The sequence below is a fragment of the Arthrobacter sp. YAF16 genome, from assembly GCF_052113385.1.
Lineage (GTDB): Bacteria > Actinomycetota > Actinomycetes > Actinomycetales > Micrococcaceae > Arthrobacter.
In genome coordinates this window covers 1,612,726-1,630,321 of sequence record NZ_JBFRDC010000001.1, presented here as the reverse complement: position 1 = coordinate 1,630,321, position 17,596 = coordinate 1,612,726, and the positions used below count along the sequence as shown (strand labels likewise).

At 65.2% G+C, this 17,596-nt stretch carries 11 protein-coding genes and 1 tRNA gene; 6 read left to right on the top strand and 6 right to left on the bottom strand.

Going from position 1 to position 17,596, the window contains the following annotated elements; genetic code table 11:
* Positions 1-49 precede the first annotated feature (49 nt).
* A complete protein-coding gene (locus AB4Y91_RS07550; protein ID WP_441417810.1) occupies positions 50-1,636 on the bottom strand; it encodes a lipopolysaccharide biosynthesis protein in 1,587 nt (528 codons plus the stop codon).
* Positions 1,633-3,204 (bottom strand): hypothetical protein, encoded by a 1,572-nt coding sequence (locus AB4Y91_RS07545; RefSeq protein WP_441417809.1) that lies wholly within the window; start codon positions 3,202-3,204, stop codon positions 1,633-1,635. Before AB4Y91_RS07545 ends, AB4Y91_RS07550 begins: the two co-directional genes overlap by 4 nt.
* A 230-nt stretch (positions 3,205-3,434) precedes the next feature.
* On the opposite strand from AB4Y91_RS07545, the gene AB4Y91_RS07540 reads away from it, so the two are divergent.
* Together AB4Y91_RS07540 and AB4Y91_RS07535 are read left to right on the top strand one after the other, a co-directional pair.
* Positions 3,435-4,787, top strand: coding sequence for an O-antigen ligase family protein (locus AB4Y91_RS07540; protein WP_441417808.1), 1,353 nt, complete (start codon positions 3,435-3,437; stop codon positions 4,785-4,787).
* Between the two features lie 95 nt (positions 4,788-4,882).
* Complete coding sequence (locus AB4Y91_RS07535) at positions 4,883-5,299, top strand: serine acetyltransferase (protein ID WP_441417807.1); 417 nt, start codon at positions 4,883-4,885, stop codon at positions 5,297-5,299.
* Between the two features lie 21 nt (positions 5,300-5,320).
* On the opposite strand, the gene AB4Y91_RS07530 is transcribed toward AB4Y91_RS07535, so the two are convergent.
* Positions 5,321-6,283 carry an alkaline phosphatase family protein gene (locus AB4Y91_RS07530; protein WP_441417806.1) on the bottom strand — a complete coding sequence of 321 codons (963 nt, stop codon included), beginning with the start codon at positions 6,281-6,283 and terminating at the stop codon, positions 5,321-5,323.
* A 675-nt stretch (positions 6,284-6,958) separates the two neighbouring features.
* Between AB4Y91_RS07530 and AB4Y91_RS07525 the strand changes: the two genes are divergently transcribed.
* Positions 6,959-12,940 (top strand): PKD domain-containing protein, encoded by a 5,982-nt coding sequence (locus AB4Y91_RS07525; RefSeq protein ID WP_441417805.1) that lies wholly within the window; start codon positions 6,959-6,961, stop codon positions 12,938-12,940.
* Positions 12,941-13,143: 203 nt separating this feature from the next.
* Here AB4Y91_RS07525 and AB4Y91_RS07520 read toward each other — a convergent pair whose 3' ends face one another.
* Positions 13,144-13,812, bottom strand: coding sequence for a hypothetical protein (locus tag AB4Y91_RS07520; RefSeq protein ID WP_441417804.1), 669 nt, complete (start codon positions 13,810-13,812; stop codon positions 13,144-13,146).
* A gap of 354 nt (positions 13,813-14,166) precedes the next feature.
* Positions 14,167-14,249: transfer RNA gene (locus AB4Y91_RS07515), tRNA-Leu, on the bottom strand.
* Positions 14,250-14,400: 151 nt separating this feature from the next.
* Between AB4Y91_RS07515 and AB4Y91_RS07510 the strand changes: the two genes are divergently transcribed.
* Together AB4Y91_RS07510 and AB4Y91_RS07505 are read left to right on the top strand one after the other, a co-directional pair.
* Complete coding sequence (locus tag AB4Y91_RS07510) at positions 14,401-15,705, top strand: M20/M25/M40 family metallo-hydrolase (protein ID WP_441417803.1); 1,305 nt, start codon at positions 14,401-14,403, stop codon at positions 15,703-15,705.
* A gap of 31 nt (positions 15,706-15,736) precedes the next feature.
* Positions 15,737-16,897, top strand: coding sequence for an acyl-CoA dehydrogenase family protein (locus AB4Y91_RS07505; protein ID WP_441417888.1), 1,161 nt, complete (start codon positions 15,737-15,739; stop codon positions 16,895-16,897).
* Between the two features lie 17 nt (positions 16,898-16,914).
* Here AB4Y91_RS07505 and AB4Y91_RS07500 read toward each other — a convergent pair whose 3' ends face one another.
* The gene (locus tag AB4Y91_RS07500; protein ID WP_175323664.1) at positions 16,915-17,148 is read right to left on the bottom strand and encodes a DUF5703 family protein; all 234 of its coding nucleotides are present in this window, start codon (positions 17,146-17,148) and stop codon (positions 16,915-16,917) included.
* A 39-nt stretch (positions 17,149-17,187) separates the two neighbouring features.
* Here AB4Y91_RS07500 and AB4Y91_RS07495 point away from each other — a divergent pair, with 39 nt between their 5' ends.
* The gene (locus AB4Y91_RS07495) at positions 17,188-17,457 is read left to right on the top strand and encodes a hypothetical protein (RefSeq protein ID WP_175323663.1); all 270 of its coding nucleotides are present in this window, start codon (positions 17,188-17,190) and stop codon (positions 17,455-17,457) included.
* Positions 17,458-17,596 lie beyond the last annotated feature (139 nt).

The window sequence follows — 17,596 nt, the reverse complement described above, 5'->3', positions numbered from 1 at the left end:
TGGTCTAGTGAGTGGTTTCAGAAGGAAGGGATTCCAGGGAGGGGAGGGGCTAGGTGGCGGTCGGGGTTTTACGGCGCACGGTGCGGGACAGAAGGGCAAGGTCGTCCAGGTGCAGCCGCTTTCTGTCCAGCCAGCACCATGTGGCAAGGGCGGCCATGCTGGCGGACCCGGCAACAAATACGGCTGCCGTTGACTGGCCCATCAGCACCCTGGTCAGCACGCTGACCGGTGCAACACAGGCGCCGGCGACAAACAGGGCGTAGAAAACCCGCCGCGCGCCGAACTTGATGCCCAGGAAGATACGGCTTTCCACGGAGGCTAGCACCGAGTCCAGCAGGAGGCTGAAGGCCCAGGAAACTGCCGCCCCCGTGATGCCCCAGAGGGGAACCAGCCACAGGTTCCCGATCACGTTCAGGACCAGCACAACCACCTTGTTCGCGGCCATCCACCCGCTTCTGCCGCTCATCATGAGCAGCGCGTCCACATTCCCGGCCATCAGGAACGCTATGGCGCCCACGCACAGCACCGTTAGTGCCGTGCTTCCGCTCTCGAAACCGGGGCCCAGCCAGCCAAGGACGGTCGGGGCGAAAAACATGAACAGCGCATAGATCGGCGCCCCCAGCAGCACTATCCAGCTGACCGTTGTGGAGTAGAGATCCTGAACCTGGCGCGTCTTGTTCTCGCTGAGCAGGGCACTGAACCGCGGCGATATCACCATCCTCATGGCGGTGGAGACGATGAGCCCTACGCTGATGAAGCGGCTCGCGGCCCCGTAGACGCCAGCCGCCCCGGCCCCTGCGATCAGGCCCACCAGCACCACATCGAACCAGATGATCGACTGCTCCACGCCCGACGAGAACCATCGGGGCAACGCAAACTTCCATATCTGGACGTTGAGCTCACGGTCCGGCCACAGGGCCCCCCGGCCGCCGGCACCCCGTTCGTGCGCGTCGACGCGCCGCCACAGAACCATCAGGGCCGCCAACATTCCGATCGCCGCGGGCGCAGCCCATGCGATGGATGCCAGCACCGGGATCGGGCCCAGGCCCAGGGCACCGAGTCCGAGGGCGCCCAGCACCAGCAGGGGGCGGGCGACCGGCAGGCCAATGTTGCCGATCGCCGCATACGGCACAATGCTCCCCAGGCCGCGGGTTGCGGCAAGCGCAACCACCATGATCGCAGCCGCGGGCAGGAACCAGCTTGCCCCCTGCACCGCCTGGACCAGCTGTTGGCTGTCGGCGTCACCCCCGGTGCCGAGTTGGGGCGCAAGCACGGCCATCAGCAGTGCCAACAGGATCCCGACCACGGCGGTGGGAACGAGCAGGGCCATGGTGGCGCCCCGGAGCTTGGACCGGTCCGAGATCTGCAGGCGGGGGAGTACCCAGACGGCAGCGGTATCCATGCCGGCTTTCGCCAGGCCCAGCACGATGGTGAAGATGGCGATGGTCTGCAGCACGACGCCGGAGCCCGCTTCGCCCAGTGCACGCGCAAGGATGAACGTCAGCGCAAAGCCCATGACTGAGCCGATCGCAGCTCCCAGGATTCCGATGATGCCGCCGCGTGCGGCCTGCCGGCGTTCCGCGCTGTGGGGGGAAGCCCCCCGGTCAACTTCCTGCTCCACCCCGGCGGCGCTCACGACGACTTGAGGCTTCCGGCTTTGGAAATTGAATCGGAAACGGACGCCTTGGAAGCTGACTCCGCGAGGAGCGCCTTGGAGACTGTTCCCTGGGCGGCCGCTTTGGGCAGGCTTTTGACTTCCCGGTGCCGGCCCTCCTTCGCGGAGGCTTCCGGGTCAAGGATCCTTCGCCCGGATGGGACCAGTACTGTTCCCGCGAGCTGTGCCTCGATGTCGCTCATTTCGGCGGCGTTCAGAGCCAGCGCATCGATCCGGGTCCGCAGGCATTCCCCGACAAGCAGAACGAAATCGGAGAGACGACCGGCTGCCAGACGGCTCGAATGCGGTGCTGACGGCGGCAGAGCCAGAATGATCACCTGGCCCGAGTCGCGTCCAATGAGTTCCCGGCGGACCGCTTCGGTCACGAAGTCATCGGCGTCGAAGATTGTCCGTCCGCGTTGTGGCTGGAACACCGAGAGGGACTGTACGAGGCCGGATCTGAAGAGGCGGCCGTCGGTTCCGGCAGCATGGCTGTCCAGCTGCAGTCCGGCCGTCAGGACCCTCATTTGGTCCTCCGAGGCCCCCATCATGATCAACTCGACGCGGGTTCCAGCCTCAGCCAGCACGACCGCAAGGTTGGCAGCCACGTCCGAGGGCCGCGAATGTTGAGTCTCATCGATGACCGTCAGGGTGCGCAGCCGGTTGTTTGAGCTCGCCAGGAGCCGTTCACGCACCACACGGAACTGGTCCAGGTCCGCGCCCGCGGCAGGCATCGTTGCACGGGAGGCGCTCAACCGGACCAGGAGGGGGCCCGCGCCCGCCCCGCGTACGTCGTACCAGTCCCGGACGCGCCGGTCCAGCATATTGACGGCGAACGCTAGCACCAGCCCCAACACGAAGGCGGCCAGCGAGCCGGTGAGCATCACCGTCACCGGCTGCGGGTGATAGCTCACCTCGTTCTGTGCCGCCGGGTTCAGCACCGTACCGCCATTCGTGTCGATCAGGGACAGCTGGTTCAGCTGCGACTGGACACTCCCGATCTGGGCGAGGATCGAGGGTGCACTGCCACCGGCGCGCGGGAGAGCCTTCTGCAGGCCCGACAGCTGCTGCTGAAGCTGGCCCTGGAGCTTGGACTTCCGTTCCTCAGCCTGGCCTTGGCGGTAGGAGAGGTAAGAATTGGCGAGCGCATCCGCGCCCGCCCTGGCGTTCTGCGCCGTGCTCGAAGTGTAGGAAATCGCCATCGTCGTACCGTTGGCCAACGTCGTGACATTCACCCCGGCCCGGAGCGCCGCGACGGAGTCGCCGTGGGCCAGGTTGGCCGCGGCGGACTGGGCCACCACGAAGGAGCTTGCCAGCTGCTGTTCCGTGGAGGCGTCAAGCAATGCTGAGCTCGCTTTGGCGGGGTTAAAAGGGTCGGTGGTGATGACGTTGAGGTTGACAACGGTGGAGGCCGTCACGGAAGTCGGCGTCAAGCCCAGGTAGACCGCGGAGGCGCTGATTCCCAGGAGGGTGACCAGTGCGATGGTTTTCCATTGCCGTCGCAAAACTACCGCGTAGTGACCGAGTCCGACGGAAGAATTCTCGTCCATTTGTTCCTCAATCTGCCGACAGATCGCCGGCAATACGCCCAAAACGGGAGACCTTACTCAGCGCCGGGCCGGGGCTGATGGCACGACGATATAACCCGGCCGGCCGGGGGCATATAGGTATTTGTGTGCAGGTACTACTTAGGAACTACTCGTTGCCCAGCATTGTGCCGGTTGTCATACTGAACGCCGATAGCCAACCAGCCCGATACCTTCCTAAGAGGACGCCAGGCATGACAACGGACCTCCCGGCCGCGACAGCCGGCGTCGCGGCACCGCACCGAACCTTCGTTCAGCGCCAGGATCGGGAACGACCCGGGGCCACCGCCGAGTTGCCGCGCTGGCCGTTTGCGCTGATCTTCCTGGGTTACCCCCTTTGGTGGCTCGCCGGCCTCAGCGATCTCATTTGGATCGGCGTCGGCGGAATCATGTTCCTGTATTTGGTGCGATTCCGTTCGGTGCGGGTGCCGAAAGGATTTTCGGTGTGGGTGCTTTTCCTCCTCTGGATGACGTGTTCGTCCATCGCTATCGATTCACCGGATCGGATGCTCGGATTTGTTTACCGGCTGCTGGTTTATCTGGCGCTGACTGTCATTTTCGTCTATGTCTATAACGCCAAAGCGCACCTGAAGGTGCAGTACGTGCTCGGCTGCCTGACGGTGTTCTGGGCGGTCGTCGTGCTGGGCGGCTATTTGGGACTTCTATTTCCCACTGTGGTCATCCACACCCCGCTGAGCTTCGTTTTGCCGCAATCCCTGATGCGGAACGAGCTGGTGAACCAGATGGCCATCCGGCGGCTGACGCAGTTTAATCCCACCGCCTGGAGCTACATCGACCCACGGCCCAGCGCGCCTTTCCTGTACACAAACAATTGGGGCGCCGCATACTCTCTGCTCCTGCCGCTGGTGGTGGGCTACCTCTGGCAGATCCGCAGGAGCCGCCGCTTTTGGCTGGTGCTGGCGGCCATTCCGGTCTCCTTCATACCGGCGTTCCTGACCCTTAACCGGGGCATGTTCCTGGGTCTTGGCATCGCGCTGCTCTACGCCGCCATGCGGATGGCACTGGCAGGAAACCGGAAGGGCCTTGGCGCGCTGCTGGGTATGGGGATCCTGGTGGCGATCATCGTCCAGGTCCTTCCCGTCACCGAACGCCTGCAGAACCGGCTCGGCGTCAGCAGCACCACCGAGGACAGGGAGTCCCTCTACGCCGAGGCCCTGAACGAAACGCTGAAGTCACCCATTTTTGGTTTCGGGGCCCCCAGGCCATCCGTCACCATTGGCGCACCGTCGGTGGGAACACAAGGTCAGATCTGGATGGTGCTCTATTCCCACGGCTTCCTTGCGGCAGCCTTCTTCCTGCTCACGTTCGCCGTCATGTTCTTCTATACACTGCGGCTCTCGGACCCGGTGGGCCTGGCCTGCAACACCGTCCTGCTGGTGTCGCTAGTGGAAGTGTTCTACTACGGCATGCTCACGTCGGGCCTGGCGCTTATGCTGATCGCAGGGTCAATCGGCCTGCAAAAGGCAGCCGCACTGAAACGGGGGCTGCGACCGCCGGGCAAAGGGGTGTTCCCATCGAACTTCTAAGCGAGCTCCGCAACGATATCAAGGCAAACCGTGGCCAATCCAAGGGCCAGTTCGTCATGGTTCTTTACCGGATTGCGCACGCAAGCCGCAAGCCATTGGATAGACGCCCCCGGCCGCATGCCGTCGTCATCGGCGCGGCGTACAGGCTGCTGGTGGAGTGGGTGCTGGGCGTCGAGATTCCCTGGCGCACCAAGGTCGGTTCCGGCGTGCGCGTCTACCACGGCGTCGGCGTGGTCATCAATGACCGGACCGTCATCGGCAACAATGTCGGCATCCGGCAGAACGTCACCATCGGCAACAAGGGTGCCGCCGGTCCGTGCCCGGTGATCGAAGACGATGTCGAGATCGGTGCCGGGGCAATCATCGTCGGCGGCATCCGAATCGGCAAAGGGGCCCGGATTGCAGCCGGCGCCCTGGTGACCAAGGACGTGCCACCGGGGTATATGGCGATAGGGAACCCGTCGGTGCTGCGGCCGCCGCTGGCTGTTTCGGCGGACACAACCCCCGCCTGAGCGGCCGTCCGCACTCCGCGGCTATCGGGTGGCGCTATAGACGTCGGTGCCGAAGTGGTTCAATCCGGAAACCCCCGCCATACCAAGATGCGGCAGGGAGAACGTGTCCTCGATACTGGCAAGCAGGCTGTAGTGGTTGTAGAGAGTGTCGGACGAGGTATTGGGACGCACGAAGGGCGAGATCACCAGGGCACCAACCTTCCCCCCTCCCGCACCGAAGACTGCCTGCAGCGGGGCCCCCCGATCGATGTTCTCCCCTTCCTCCTTGTCGCCCTCATCGAAGGTGATGACCAGCATCCCGTCCGCCATAAAAGCAGGGGAGGAGGTGATCGCCGGAACCCACTTCTTCAACCATGCATCAGCCGTGGCCAGACCGCCTGCCACCCCGTCGACGCAGGGGGAATCGTGTCCGTCGTTGCACGTGTTGGGCGTGATGTAGGACAGATTAGGGGTGGTTTCCACCGCTTTCAGATCCGCGGTCAGCCCGGTCAGGTCCACGACGTTCTTGGCGCAATCGGGGGAATCGGTGATCGCAGCAAAGTACACGAACGGATTATGTCGGGTGGCGTACTGGTCGCCGATCCTGGGCGTCTTGGTGGTGTCTGCGGCGTTCAGTTTAGGGTGCCGACACGCGGTGCCCATGTCCTCCATGTAACCCTTCCACGACAGCCCCGCTGAGCTCAGCTGCCCTGCAACGGTGGGCACACTATCCGGGTAGAGGCAGCCGAAGCCGGCAAGCTGGCCGTAGGACGCCGTGCCGGTCTGAGTAAATTCGTGGTAAACGGCACAGTCATGCATGGTCTTGGGGTTGGGGCCCTGTCCCGAGATCTGCGCTATGTAGTTCGGCAGCGAACTCGGCGCCACGGCATAATACGACGTCAGGAGAACGCCTTGCTGCCGCAGCGTCTGCGACAGGTACGGCGCCTGCGATTCCGCGCCCCACGCCCGGTCGTAGCTGGTGTTTTCCAAGTTGATGACAAACACGTGAGCCGGCTTGGTCGCCGCCGCCATGGCCGCGGGGGTGCCGCCCGCTCCCGGTTCGGACCCGGCCGGTTTGCCGCCGCACCCCGCCAGAAGGGATGCCAGGGCCAACGCAGCCACTCCAGCAAGTGCCGCGCCAGCAAGTGCCCGTCCGCTACCTGCCCGTCCGCCAAGGGCCCTGCCGGCAGCTGCTGTGGCCGGCAGCGTCGCCATGCCGGACTGCCGGCGGCGGGTTCGGGCGGAGGTACTGCGGTGCGGCCTCATATTGTTTCCATTCCCTCTGTCAGCTGATGCTGCGGCTTTGTTGGCTCTACAACTAGCACCAGCGTGCGGACGGGTCTATAGGTAGTAACGCCTTCATGGCGGCCCGGACAGCATCCGGAGGCGACCTGCCGGCTTCCCTTCGCCCCGCTCGGGTAGCCCCGCGCCGGGGGCGAGTAGTGCAGCAGATTTGACGGGTAGCGACGGACAGGATTCGGGTAGCCGGATGCCTTTATCCACCTTACTTTTAGCGGTCACGGCGTCATACTCTTGCTTCACTCTTCGACTCTGAGGAGTGCCTGGTCTTCAAGCATGCGCCTCTTCCTGGCGCATTCCGGTCTCTTTCTAAGGGGGCTCCCTGTGTCGAGGGCGCGCGCTGTTTCAAAAATTGTTGGCCCGCTGGCCATTGCTTCAATAGTGTTCTCGACCCTGGTGGCCAATCCGTCACCGGCCTCGGCGGCGCCGGTGGTGGTGCGGAATGGATCGACGGCAGCGACGGCCGCGGCCTCCTGCTGGGAGATAAAGCAGGACAACCCCGCAGCCGCGGACGGCACCTATTGGCTGCTGACGCCGGCCATGGATGCCCCCGCCCAGTTCTACTGCGACATGACCACCGACGGCGGCGGCTGGGTCCTGATCGGCAAGGGCCGGGAGGGCTGGGTAGTCAACAACAACGGGAAAGGCTCGCCGTCGGCGCTGCGCACTGCCGGACTGAGCCCTATGTCGTCAGCGACGACGCAGTACTCGGCCACTGTGGTGGAGGCTCTACTCAACGGCGGACGTCCGGACGCCCTGGCCGACGGTATCCGGCTCAAACGAGCCATGAATGCGGACGGAACGCAGTGGCAGGAAGCCCGCTTCAATACGAACAAGCAAGACCGCTGGGTCTGGACGTTCAGCGCGGAGCACCAGGTGGCCTGGTATTCCTTCAACGGCGTGCGCGGCGGCGGAGGGCTGACGTCCAACTTCGGGGCCGACGATGCTTACCAGCGGATCTACACGAATTCGCTGACGGACCAGGCACAGGGCTACACCCAGGGCTTCTCCTATGGCCCGACAGTCGCGGGCACCAGCAGCAGCACCAGCTACCTGTGGTCGGCCACGGACGGGCAGGGCTCCGCCCGTCCCTACACGGAGATGTATCTCCGTCCCCAATTTACCTCCCTGGACGCGGGGTTCACGCGCATCGGTGACAACGGCAGCGCCGTGAAAACGAATGCGCCGGTCGCGGCGTCCTTGGCGCTGGACAGCCCCTGGGGCCTGGCCGATCCGGTGACCCCGAAGCGCGAAGGCGACGTGCTGTCACAGGCGTTCGTCCAGAGCGGCAACACGATGTACGTGGGCGGCAACTTCACCGCCGTCCAGCGCACCGCCAATTCCACCGGGGCGGATAAGGTCCCCCAGGCGTTCCTGGCGGCATTCGACGTCACTACCGGCCAACTGCTGCCTGGATTCGCCCCGAAGTTTGACGGCTCCGTGATGTCCCTCGCAGTGCTGCCCAATGGCAACGTCGTGGCCGGGGGCACATTCACCACCGTGAACGGCGCACCGTCGCCCTCCCTCGTGACACTCAACCCCACAACAGGTGCCACGGCGACGAACTGGTCGGCGGTAGTGGAAGACCGCATCGTAGGGGACGTCATGAGGGTGACGGATATGGCCGTCAACGGGAAGTGGCTCTATCTGGGCGGTGCTTTTACCCACCTCGGCGGAGGAAGCCAGCCGACCGCGGTCACCTATGCGCGGGACCTGGGCCGCGTGTCACTGGCCGACGGCACACCGGACCCGGACTGGAACCCCAACATGGACGGGACTGTCATGGGCATCTCGCCGTCCGCGGACGGGAGCCGGGTCTATGCCGCAGGTTTCTTTTCCAACGCCAATGGGATGACTGCGCGGAGGGCTGCCGCCGTGCAGACCGTTGCCGGCGCCCCGTTGGCCACCCCGGCGTGGAACCCGGTCTGGAGTGCCCCCAAGGATTACCAGCAGACCGTGGGGGCCGTCGGTGACCGTGTCTGGGTTGGCGGCTCGGAGCACGGGCTCTTCAGTTTCTCCCCTTCGACGTTTGATCGGCTCTCGGGCAACATTGGCAAGAACCACGGCGATTTCCAGACGATGACGTCGAGCACGACCGGCATGCTCTACGCCGGCTCGCACGGCCACGACTGGAACTATTCCAACGCGTTCACCTGGCCGGACGTGGGAACCGGCTGGACCGAAGCCGACGCCTTCAGCTATATTGGCGCGTGGGACGCGGGGACCGGCCAGATTGTCCCCACCTTCAGCCCGACCATCACCTGTGCCAAGAAGGCGGAAGGTGTGTGGGCGTCCGTGGTGGACAGCAATGGCACCTTGTGGGCAGGAGGAGACATAGCCACCGCGGCAACGCGAACTTCGGTGTCGAGGTGGGCGGGAGGCTTCGCGCGATTCCCGCAGACGGACGCGACCGCCCCTACCACCCCAGCCAACGTGACGCCGTCGTCGGACGGATCCACGACGGTGAAGCTGACGTGGGGCGCCGCTACGGACAACAGCGGCAGCGTTTCCTACCAGATCCTGCGTAACGACCGCGTTGTCGCCACCACCACCGGGACGAGCATGACCGTCCCGAAGGGCGGGGAAAACCGGTTCTTCGTGCGGGCGGTGGACGCCGCCGGCAACCTTTCCGCCAGCTCGCCGGCGGTGGTCACCAGCGGTGGAAATCCCTCGCCCGTGGCCGCCTTCACCTCCGCCGCCGACGGCTGGATCGAAACCTTCGACGCCTCGGCTTCAACCGACAACGGGAGTATTGCCGACTATGCCTGGAACTTCGGCGACGGCACCACCGGATCCGGCGCCACCGTCAGCCACACCTACGCCGCAGCCGGGACCTACCAGGTCCGTTTGGTGGTCACCGACAACGGCGGCGAACGAGCGGGCCTGACGAAGACGCTGACGATTGTGCAGCCTGCCCCGAAGGATGCCTACGGAGCTGCCGTTTACGGTGAGAATCCCACACTCTACTACCGGTTGGGCGACGGCAGCGGCACCACCGCGGCGGATTCAGGCAGCTCGGATAGCCCGGGGACGTATTCGGGCGGCGTGGCCCTCGGCTCCGCCGGGGGACTGCCGGGCCTGCCGGACACCGCCGCCACCTTTGACGGCACATCCGGCCTGGTGGCCAGCCAAAAGAGCTACGACAACCCCAGCACCTACTCACTGGAGCTGTGGTTCAACACCACCACCACCCAGGGCGGCAAGCTGATCGGCTTCGGGGACCAAGCAACCGGAACCTCCAACAACTATGACCGGCACGTGTACATGCAGGACGACGGCCGGCTGGTGTTCGGCACCTGGACTGGCCAGCCGAACACCATTACCAGCCCCGTCGCCTACAACGACGGCAAGTGGCACCTGATGGCGGCCACGCAGTCCTCCGACGGCATGGCCCTTTACGTGGACGGTGCGAGAGTGGGGACGAATCCGCAAACCCAGGCCCAGCCCTACGCCGGGTACTGGCGGATCGGCGGCGACACGACCTGGGGTTCCAGCAGCCCGTTCTTCGCCGGAACCCTCGATGAGGCGGCCGTCTATCCGGCGGCACTGACGGCGGCAAAGGTGGCCCAGCACTACCACCTCGGCGGCGGCAACCTGGCTCCGGCAGCGTCCTTCAGCTCTGCGGTCAGCGCGGACTCGGCGGCTCTGGACGCCTCCGGCTCCACCGATGATGGCAGCATCGCCAGCTACGCGTGGGACTTCGGCGACGGCACGACAGGCACGGGCGTAACCACCACCCACGCCTTTCCCTCGGCCGGCACCTACCAGGTCACACTGACCCTGACCGACGACCTTGGACTGACATCCTCCGTCAGCCACCCGGTGGCGATCACGCGGCCAGCACCGGCGGATGCCTACGGGGCCGCCATCTACGGCGATAACCCCACGCTGTACTACCGGGTGGGTGAAAGCGACGGCACCACCGCGCAGGACTCCAGCCCGGCCGGCAGCGCCGGAGACTACTCGGGCGGCGTCACCCTGGGAGCTGCCGGGGCGCTGGCGGGAGGGGCAAGCACCGCGGCCACCTTTGACGGCGACTCCGGCCTGGTCGCCAGCCGCAGCTCCTTCACGAATCCGTCAACCTACTCCCTGGAGGTTTGGTTCAACACCACCACCACCCGGGGCGGGAAGCTGATCGGGTTCGGAAATCGCGCGACGGGAACCTCGGACAATTACGACCGGCATGTGTACATGCAGGATGACGGCCATTTGGTGTTCGGAACGTGGACAGGTCAAATGAATACGATCACCACGCCTGCTGCCTACAACGACGGGCTGTGGCACTCGGTGGTGGCCACGCAGTCTTCCAACGGCATGGTCCTCTACGTGGACGGTGCCGAGGTGGGAACCAATCCGCAGACGGCGGCCCAGGACTACACGGGCTACTGGCGGATCGGCGGCGATACGACCTGGGGTTCCAGCAGTTCGTTCTTCGCCGGCACCCTCGACGAGGCTGCCGTCTACCCGTCGGCACTGACGGCGGCGCAGGTGGCCAAGCACCACGAACTCGGCACCACCGTGCCGCCGGTGAATAAGGTGCCGGTGGCATCGTTCACTTCGACGGTGAAGGATCTGGGCATCACGGTGGACGGGTCCGGCTCCTCGGATTCGGATGGCACGGTTGACTCCTACGCCTGGGACTTCGGTGACGGGTCCAWTGGTCAGGGTGCGACGGCGACCCACACGTATGCGGCTGCCGGAACCTACACGGTGAAGCTCACCGTGACCGACAACCAGAGCGCGACGGGTGAGAAGACGGACCAGGTGACCGTGACGGCTCCGCCGGTGAATAAGGTGCCGGTGGCATCGTTCACTTCGACGGTGAAGGATCTGGGCATCACGGTGGACGGGTCCGGCTCCTCGGATTCGGATGGCACGGTTGACTCCTACGCCTGGGACTTCGGAGACGGGTCCAATGGTCAGGGTGCGACGGCGACCCACACGTATGCGGCTGCCGGAACCTACACGGTGAAGCTCACCGTGACCGACAACCAGAGCGCGACGGGTGAGAAGACGGACCAGGTGTCCGTGGCGGCGCCGGCACCGGTGGACGTGGTGGCTGTTCCGGCCAAATCCGCATGGAGCTGGCGCTACGAAGCCACCGCGCCTCCCGCCGGCTGGAAGGGACAAGGCTTCGACGCCTCGTCCTGGAAGACCGGAAACGGCGTCCTGGGCTTCGGCTCCACGGGCCTGGGTACTAATGTCGACGTCAGCACCGGAACCAGCACGCGACCGCTTGCTGCCTACTTCATCAAGACGTTCACGGTGGATAACGCGGCCAGCGTTTCCAAGCTGACGCTTAAGACGGTCGCCGACGACGGCGTGGTGGTGTACGTCAACGGAACCGAGGTGGGCAGGAGCAATATGCCTGCCGGCACCGTGACGTTCAATACCTACGCATCGAGCGCACCTCGCACCTCGGTGGCCGCGGCCAGCCCGGTGACGATGGATGTGCCGGTGGTCCTGCTTCGGAACGGTGCCAACACGATCGCCGTCGAGACGCACCTGAACTACCGCGCTACGGCCGACATCAGCTTCGACCTGAACGCCACTGCAACGGTCGGCGGGACGGTGCCGAACCAGGCCCCGGTCGCCAAATTCACCTCGACGGTTTCGGGACTGGGGGTTGCGCTGGACGGGTCCACGTCGGCCGATCCTGACGGGACGGTGGCATCGTATGCCTGGAATTATGGTGACAACACCACCGGGACAGGTATCACGGCCACGCACACCTATGCCGCCGCTGGGACGTACACGGTCACGCTCACGGCTACGGATAACAAGGGCGCAACCGGTGTGGCAACGGCTCCGGTGACAGTCACCTCGGTGACGGGGCCGGTGGATGTGGCCGTGGTGCCGGCGAAGTCTCCCTGGAGCTGGCGCTACGCCTCAACGGCGCCGGATGCCGCGTGGAAGACCAACGGGTTTGATGCCTCCTCGTGGAAGATCGGCAATGCGGTTCTCGGGTTCGGCTCAACAGGCCTGGGAACGAACATCGATGTGCAGCCACCGACCAGCAGCCGGCCGCTGGCAGCCTACTTCCTCAATCAGTTCAATGTGGACAACCTCACCAAGGTCTCGAAGCTGACGCTGAACACTGTGGCTGACGACGGGGTGGTGGTGTACGTCAACGGAACGGAGGTTGCCCGGCAGAATATGCCGGCCGGGCCGGTGACGTTCTCAACGTACGCGTCAACCGCGATCAGCACAGCCAAAGCCAACGCGGCGCCGCTGTCCATCGACGTGCCGCTGTCCGTGCTGGTGGCAGGCATCAACACCATCGCGGTGGAAACCCATCTGAACTACCGCTCGACACCCGATGTCAGCTTCGATCTCAAGGCTACGATGACCAAACAGCCCTGAGCCGCAGCGGGGGATCACGCCCCGCTATGAGCACCAGATGGACCCGTCGGCTGCTGTATCAGCGGCCGGCGGGTCCTTTTCTGCGCGGCTGGGGGAGTGTGTCGCCGTCCCGGACTGCCCGGCGGTTGAGCGTACGGTCGGTCAGCCTGGACCGCGGGGGCTGACGCAGGGCAGGGTTCTCCGCCGTCGGACGGCTCAGGGAATCAGCAAGCCGGGTTGTCCGGGAAGGTCACTTCACTGACGAGCCAGGTCCGCATCGGGGACTGCACCAGCGTCATGACGTTCAAGGACCGGTCCTTGGCGCTGCCTTTCTGGACCGTCACTCCGGCCTTCGTCAGCACGGAAACAGCCGAGGAATCGATACACACGTTGAGGGTGACGGTCGGCGGCTTTGCGCTCGGCTGGTAGCGGACCACCTTAGTTGACACTACTTTCGGTTTGCCCTCGAGGTGCCAGCCGTTGGCCTCGAACTCTGTGGTTCTTGCCATCAGGGAGTCGTAGGCGGAGCCGGTGGCCACCGCGGAAAGCTCGGCCTTGGACGGCGGGGTCACCTTGGCCAGCACCGCGGCCGTCCTGCCCACATACGCGGCAGCGTTTTTCGCCACCGACGCCGCCACAGGGGCCGGAACAGCAACGGCGGGTGTAGCGCTGGCCGACGGGTCTGCCGAAGGCTTGGCGGCCGCAGCGGCAGAACCGGACGCCGTCGGGAGCGCGCCAGCCTGCGAAGAACTGCCCTGAGCGTCGGGCCGGCCCGCACTGGGGCTGGCTTGCGTGACAATCAGCAGAACCACCAGGGACGCCAGCGCGACGGCGGCGACTACGATGCCGGTGGTGCGCCGTCTGGCTCTCGGAGCCTGACCGGGTTCGGACATGTTTGCTCTCCCTCGATAATCGCCACATTCGCCGAGACCTTCGGCGTCATCGGAGCTCTGCCACGGCTCAGGCAATGACCAGTATCGTACACAGCCAGTGGTGCTGACTATAGCCGGGACTGGTCGACGGCGGTCGGGAATCTATCCGGCGGCTTCGCCTCGACGGCGTTGGCAAACGCCTTCGTCGCCTGCCGGTGTCCGCGCCGGTTTCTGACGACAAGTGCGCCCGAGCCAGCGGGCGTTTCCCTGGTCGGGTGGACGCCTCGCCATGCATCCTCGGGCCCCCTTGCCAGCGGACAGCTATTTAAGCACAAAAAACCCCTGGAATCCGTGGATTCCAGGGGTTTTCCCATGTGCGCGGAGGGGGACTTGAACCCCCACCCCCTTTCGAGGACTAGCACCTCAAGCTAGCGCGTCTGCCATTCCGCCACCCGCGCAGGTGGTATTTCCGGGAACAATTTCGCCTTTCAGCGTTTTGCTTTTCTCGGAAGCAGCGAGAAAGACTCTAGCACGAAGATTCCGGAAACAAATAATCGGGGCCAGTGGGTAGGCTGAAGCCAATACACAGCCACTGCCACGAGGAGCGATATGACTGACGTTCGGCCCGAAGATGAGGTTGTCCGGATCTGCCAGGAACTGATCCGGATCGACACGTCCAACTACGGTGATGGTTCAGGGCCGGGGGAGCGGGCCGCAGCGGAGTACACCGCCGGCCTCATCACCGAGGTCGGGCTGGACGCCGAAATCTTCGAATCGGCGCCGGGCCGCGCCAGCGTGGTCACGCGGATGGCGGGCGAGGACCCGTCGGCCAGCGCCCTGGTGGTCCACGGCCACCTCGACGTCGTTCCGGCGCTGCGCGAGCAGTGGTCCGTTGACCCGTTCGGGGGCGAACTCAAGGACGGCCTGATCTGGGGCCGCGGCGCCGTGGACATGAAGGACATGGACGCCATGATCCTTTCCGTCCTGCGGGATTTCGCCCGCACCGGCCGTAAGCCCAAGCGCGACCTGATCTTCGCTTTCTTCGCCGACGAGGAGGCCGGGGGTAAGTACGGCGCCGGCTACGCCGTTGAACACCGGCCCGAACTCTTCGAGGGCGCCACCGAGGCGATCTCCGAAGTCGGCGGGTTCTCGGCCACGATCGGGGGCCAGCGCACCTACCTGCTGCAGACCGCGGAGAAGGGCCTCTCCTGGCTGCGGCTGGTGGCCCACGGCCGCGCCGGCCACGGCTCCCAGATCAACACCGACAATGCGGTGACCCGGCTCGCCAGCGCCGTTTCACGGATCGGCGAGTACCGGTGGCCGGTGGAGCTGACACCCACCACCCGGCAGTTCCTCGACGGTGTGACGGAACTCACCGGCGTCGAATTCGACCCCGACGACCCGGACAAGATCCTCAAGGAGCTCGGCACCGTTGCCCGCTTTGTCGGCGCCACCCTGCAGAACACCACCAATCCCACCCTGCTCAAGGGCGGCTACAAGCACAATGTCATCCCTGAATCGGCCGAAGCCCTGGTGGACTGCCGGACGCTGCCCGGCCAGCAGGAACAGGTCCTCGAGATCGTCCGCGAACTGGCGGGCACCGGCGTGGACGTCAGCTACGTCCACCAGGACGTCTCGCTCGAAGTCCCGTTCGCCGGCAACCTGGTGGACTCTATGATCGACGCGCTGCACTCCGAGGACCCCGGTGCGAAGGTCCTGCCGTACACGCTCTCCGGCGGCACTGACAACAAGGCCCTGAGCCGGCTCGGCATCACCGGGTACGGCTTCGCGCCGCTCATGCTCCCGGACGAGCTGGACTTTACCGGCATGTTCCACGGAGTGGACGAGCGGGTTCCGGCCGACTCGCTGAAGTTCGGCGCCCGCGTGCTGAACACCCTCCTGAGCAACTACTGAGAGGCACCTCACAGGAATGGCCCCCACAGACATGACGCCCGAAGACATCCTGCCCGACGCCCTGCTGGAGCGAATCCGCGCCCGCGCGGCCGGCTATGACCGGGACAACGCGTTCTTCACTGAGGACCTCCGCGAGCTTGCGGACGTCGGCTACCTGAAGATCTTCGTCCCCGTGTCCGACGGCGGCCTGGGCCTGGGGCTCGCCGGGGCAGCACAGCTGCAGCGGCGGCTGGCCACGGCAGCCCCGGCCACCGCGCTGGCGATTAATATGCACCTGGTGTGGACCGGCGTCGCGCACGTCCTGGCCGCACGGGGCGATTCCTCGCTGGACTTCGTCCTGCAGGAGGCGGCGGAGGGCGAGATCTTCGCGTTCGGCAATTCCGAAGCGGGCAACGATTCCGTGCTCTTCGACTCGAGGACCGAGGCGACGCCGCTGCCGGACGGAAGCTACGGCTTTACCGGGCGGAAGATCTTCACCAGCCTCTCTCCGGCCTGGACCCGGCTGGGAATTTTCGGCAAGGACGCTGCGGCGCGCGGCGGCGAGGGCGAACTGGTGCACGGCTTCATTGACCGTGAGACCCCGGGCTACCAAATCCTGCCCGACTGGGACACCCTGGGAATGCGGGCCAGCCAGTCCAACACCACGGTGCTGGAGGGCGCTGTGGTGCCGCCGGAGCGGGTCTTCCGCAAGCTCCCCGTAGGCCCGAACGCAGATCCGCTGATCTTCGCCATTTTCGCCTGCTTCGAGACCCTCCTGGCGGCGGTCTATACGGGGATCGGGGAGCGGGCGCTGCAACTCGGCGTCGAGGCGGTCAAGCGCCGCACCTCGTTCAAGAACGGGGGCCGCAGCTACGCCCAGGATCCCGACATCCGTTGGAAAGTCGCGGAAACGGCGATGGCGATGGACGCGCTCTACCCGCAACTCGCCACCGTGGCGTCCGACGTCGATGCCCTCGCGGACCACGGCCACCAGTGGTTCCCGAAGCTCGTCGGGGTTAAGGTGCGCGCCACCGAGACCGCGCGCACCGTCGTGGATCTGGCGATCAGGGTTTCCGGCGGTTCGAGCTATTTCCGTGGTTCCGAGCTTGAACGGCTCTATCGGGACGTGCTGGCCGGAATGTTCCATCCGTCCGACGACGAGTCCGCGCACAATACCGTGGCCAACGCCTGGCTTGGCCCGCTGGAGTCCTAGACGATCGCCAGCGCTGCCTACACGGTCCGTTGGACCTGGATGACCTTCCGGCGGAGCCAGAAGCGGCGTCCGCCGCCGACATAGAGGACGCTGCGCTCGAGTTCCCATTTGCCGTACTCGGAGTGTGCGGCGAGGATACGGCGGGCCTCGGGCAGCGAATCCTCAGGGCTGACCGTCAGCACGAGGTACTCGTACTGACGTGCGTAGTCCCGCTCCCGACGGACCGAGCTGCTCAGAAAATGTTCCTTCATTGCTCTCCATTTTCGTCTTTTTCGGGCTAACGTGAAGTCATGAGCATCGATCCGCGTGTCGCGCTTCAGTCCCTAACCGCCGCCCTCGAAGAACACCTGGCCGCTGCCGCGGCGCGGCGGGGAGACGGGGATCCCGCGGTCGAAGCGGCCTTCTTCGCCGTCGCCGATGCTTTTGAAGTCTACGACGACTCCCTCTATGAAGCGTATGGCGAAGTGACGCCCCTTGAGGTCATCGACGAAGAAGATGACGAGGACGAAAGCGAAGACGTCGACGACGAGGAAGATCTCGAACTCCTGCAGGACAACTAGCACCCAAGCCACGTTCGGAACGACGCCGGCACTCCCTCCCGCTCCCTGGCGGCCGCGCGGAGCCATAGCATCCCTAGAGCTGCAATTCCCGGGATCTCCCCAGCTTGCGGGCGTACTCTGTGGACAGTCCTACGGGACG

Bases quoted from the DNA above. Each gene is read 5' to 3' on its own strand.
- AB4Y91_RS07510 (WP_441417803.1), top strand. From the start codon at position 14,401: ATGACTGACGTTCGGCCCGAAGATGAGGTTGTCCGGATCTGCCAGGAA.
- AB4Y91_RS07520 (WP_441417804.1), bottom strand. From the start codon at position 13,812: ATGTCCGAACCCGGTCAGGCTCCGAGAGCCAGACGGCGCACCACCGGC.
- AB4Y91_RS07500 (WP_175323664.1), bottom strand. From the start codon at position 17,148: ATGAAGGAACATTTTCTGAGCAGCTCGGTCCGTCGGGAGCGGGACTAC.
- AB4Y91_RS07495 (WP_175323663.1), top strand. From the start codon at position 17,188: ATGAGCATCGATCCGCGTGTCGCGCTTCAGTCCCTAACCGCCGCCCTC.
- AB4Y91_RS07540 (WP_441417808.1), top strand. From the start codon at position 3,435: ATGACAACGGACCTCCCGGCCGCGACAGCCGGCGTCGCGGCACCGCAC.
- AB4Y91_RS07505 (WP_441417888.1), top strand. From the start codon at position 15,737: ATGACGCCCGAAGACATCCTGCCCGACGCCCTGCTGGAGCGAATCCGC.
- AB4Y91_RS07545 (WP_441417809.1), bottom strand. From the start codon at position 3,204: ATGGACGAGAATTCTTCCGTCGGACTCGGTCACTACGCGGTAGTTTTG.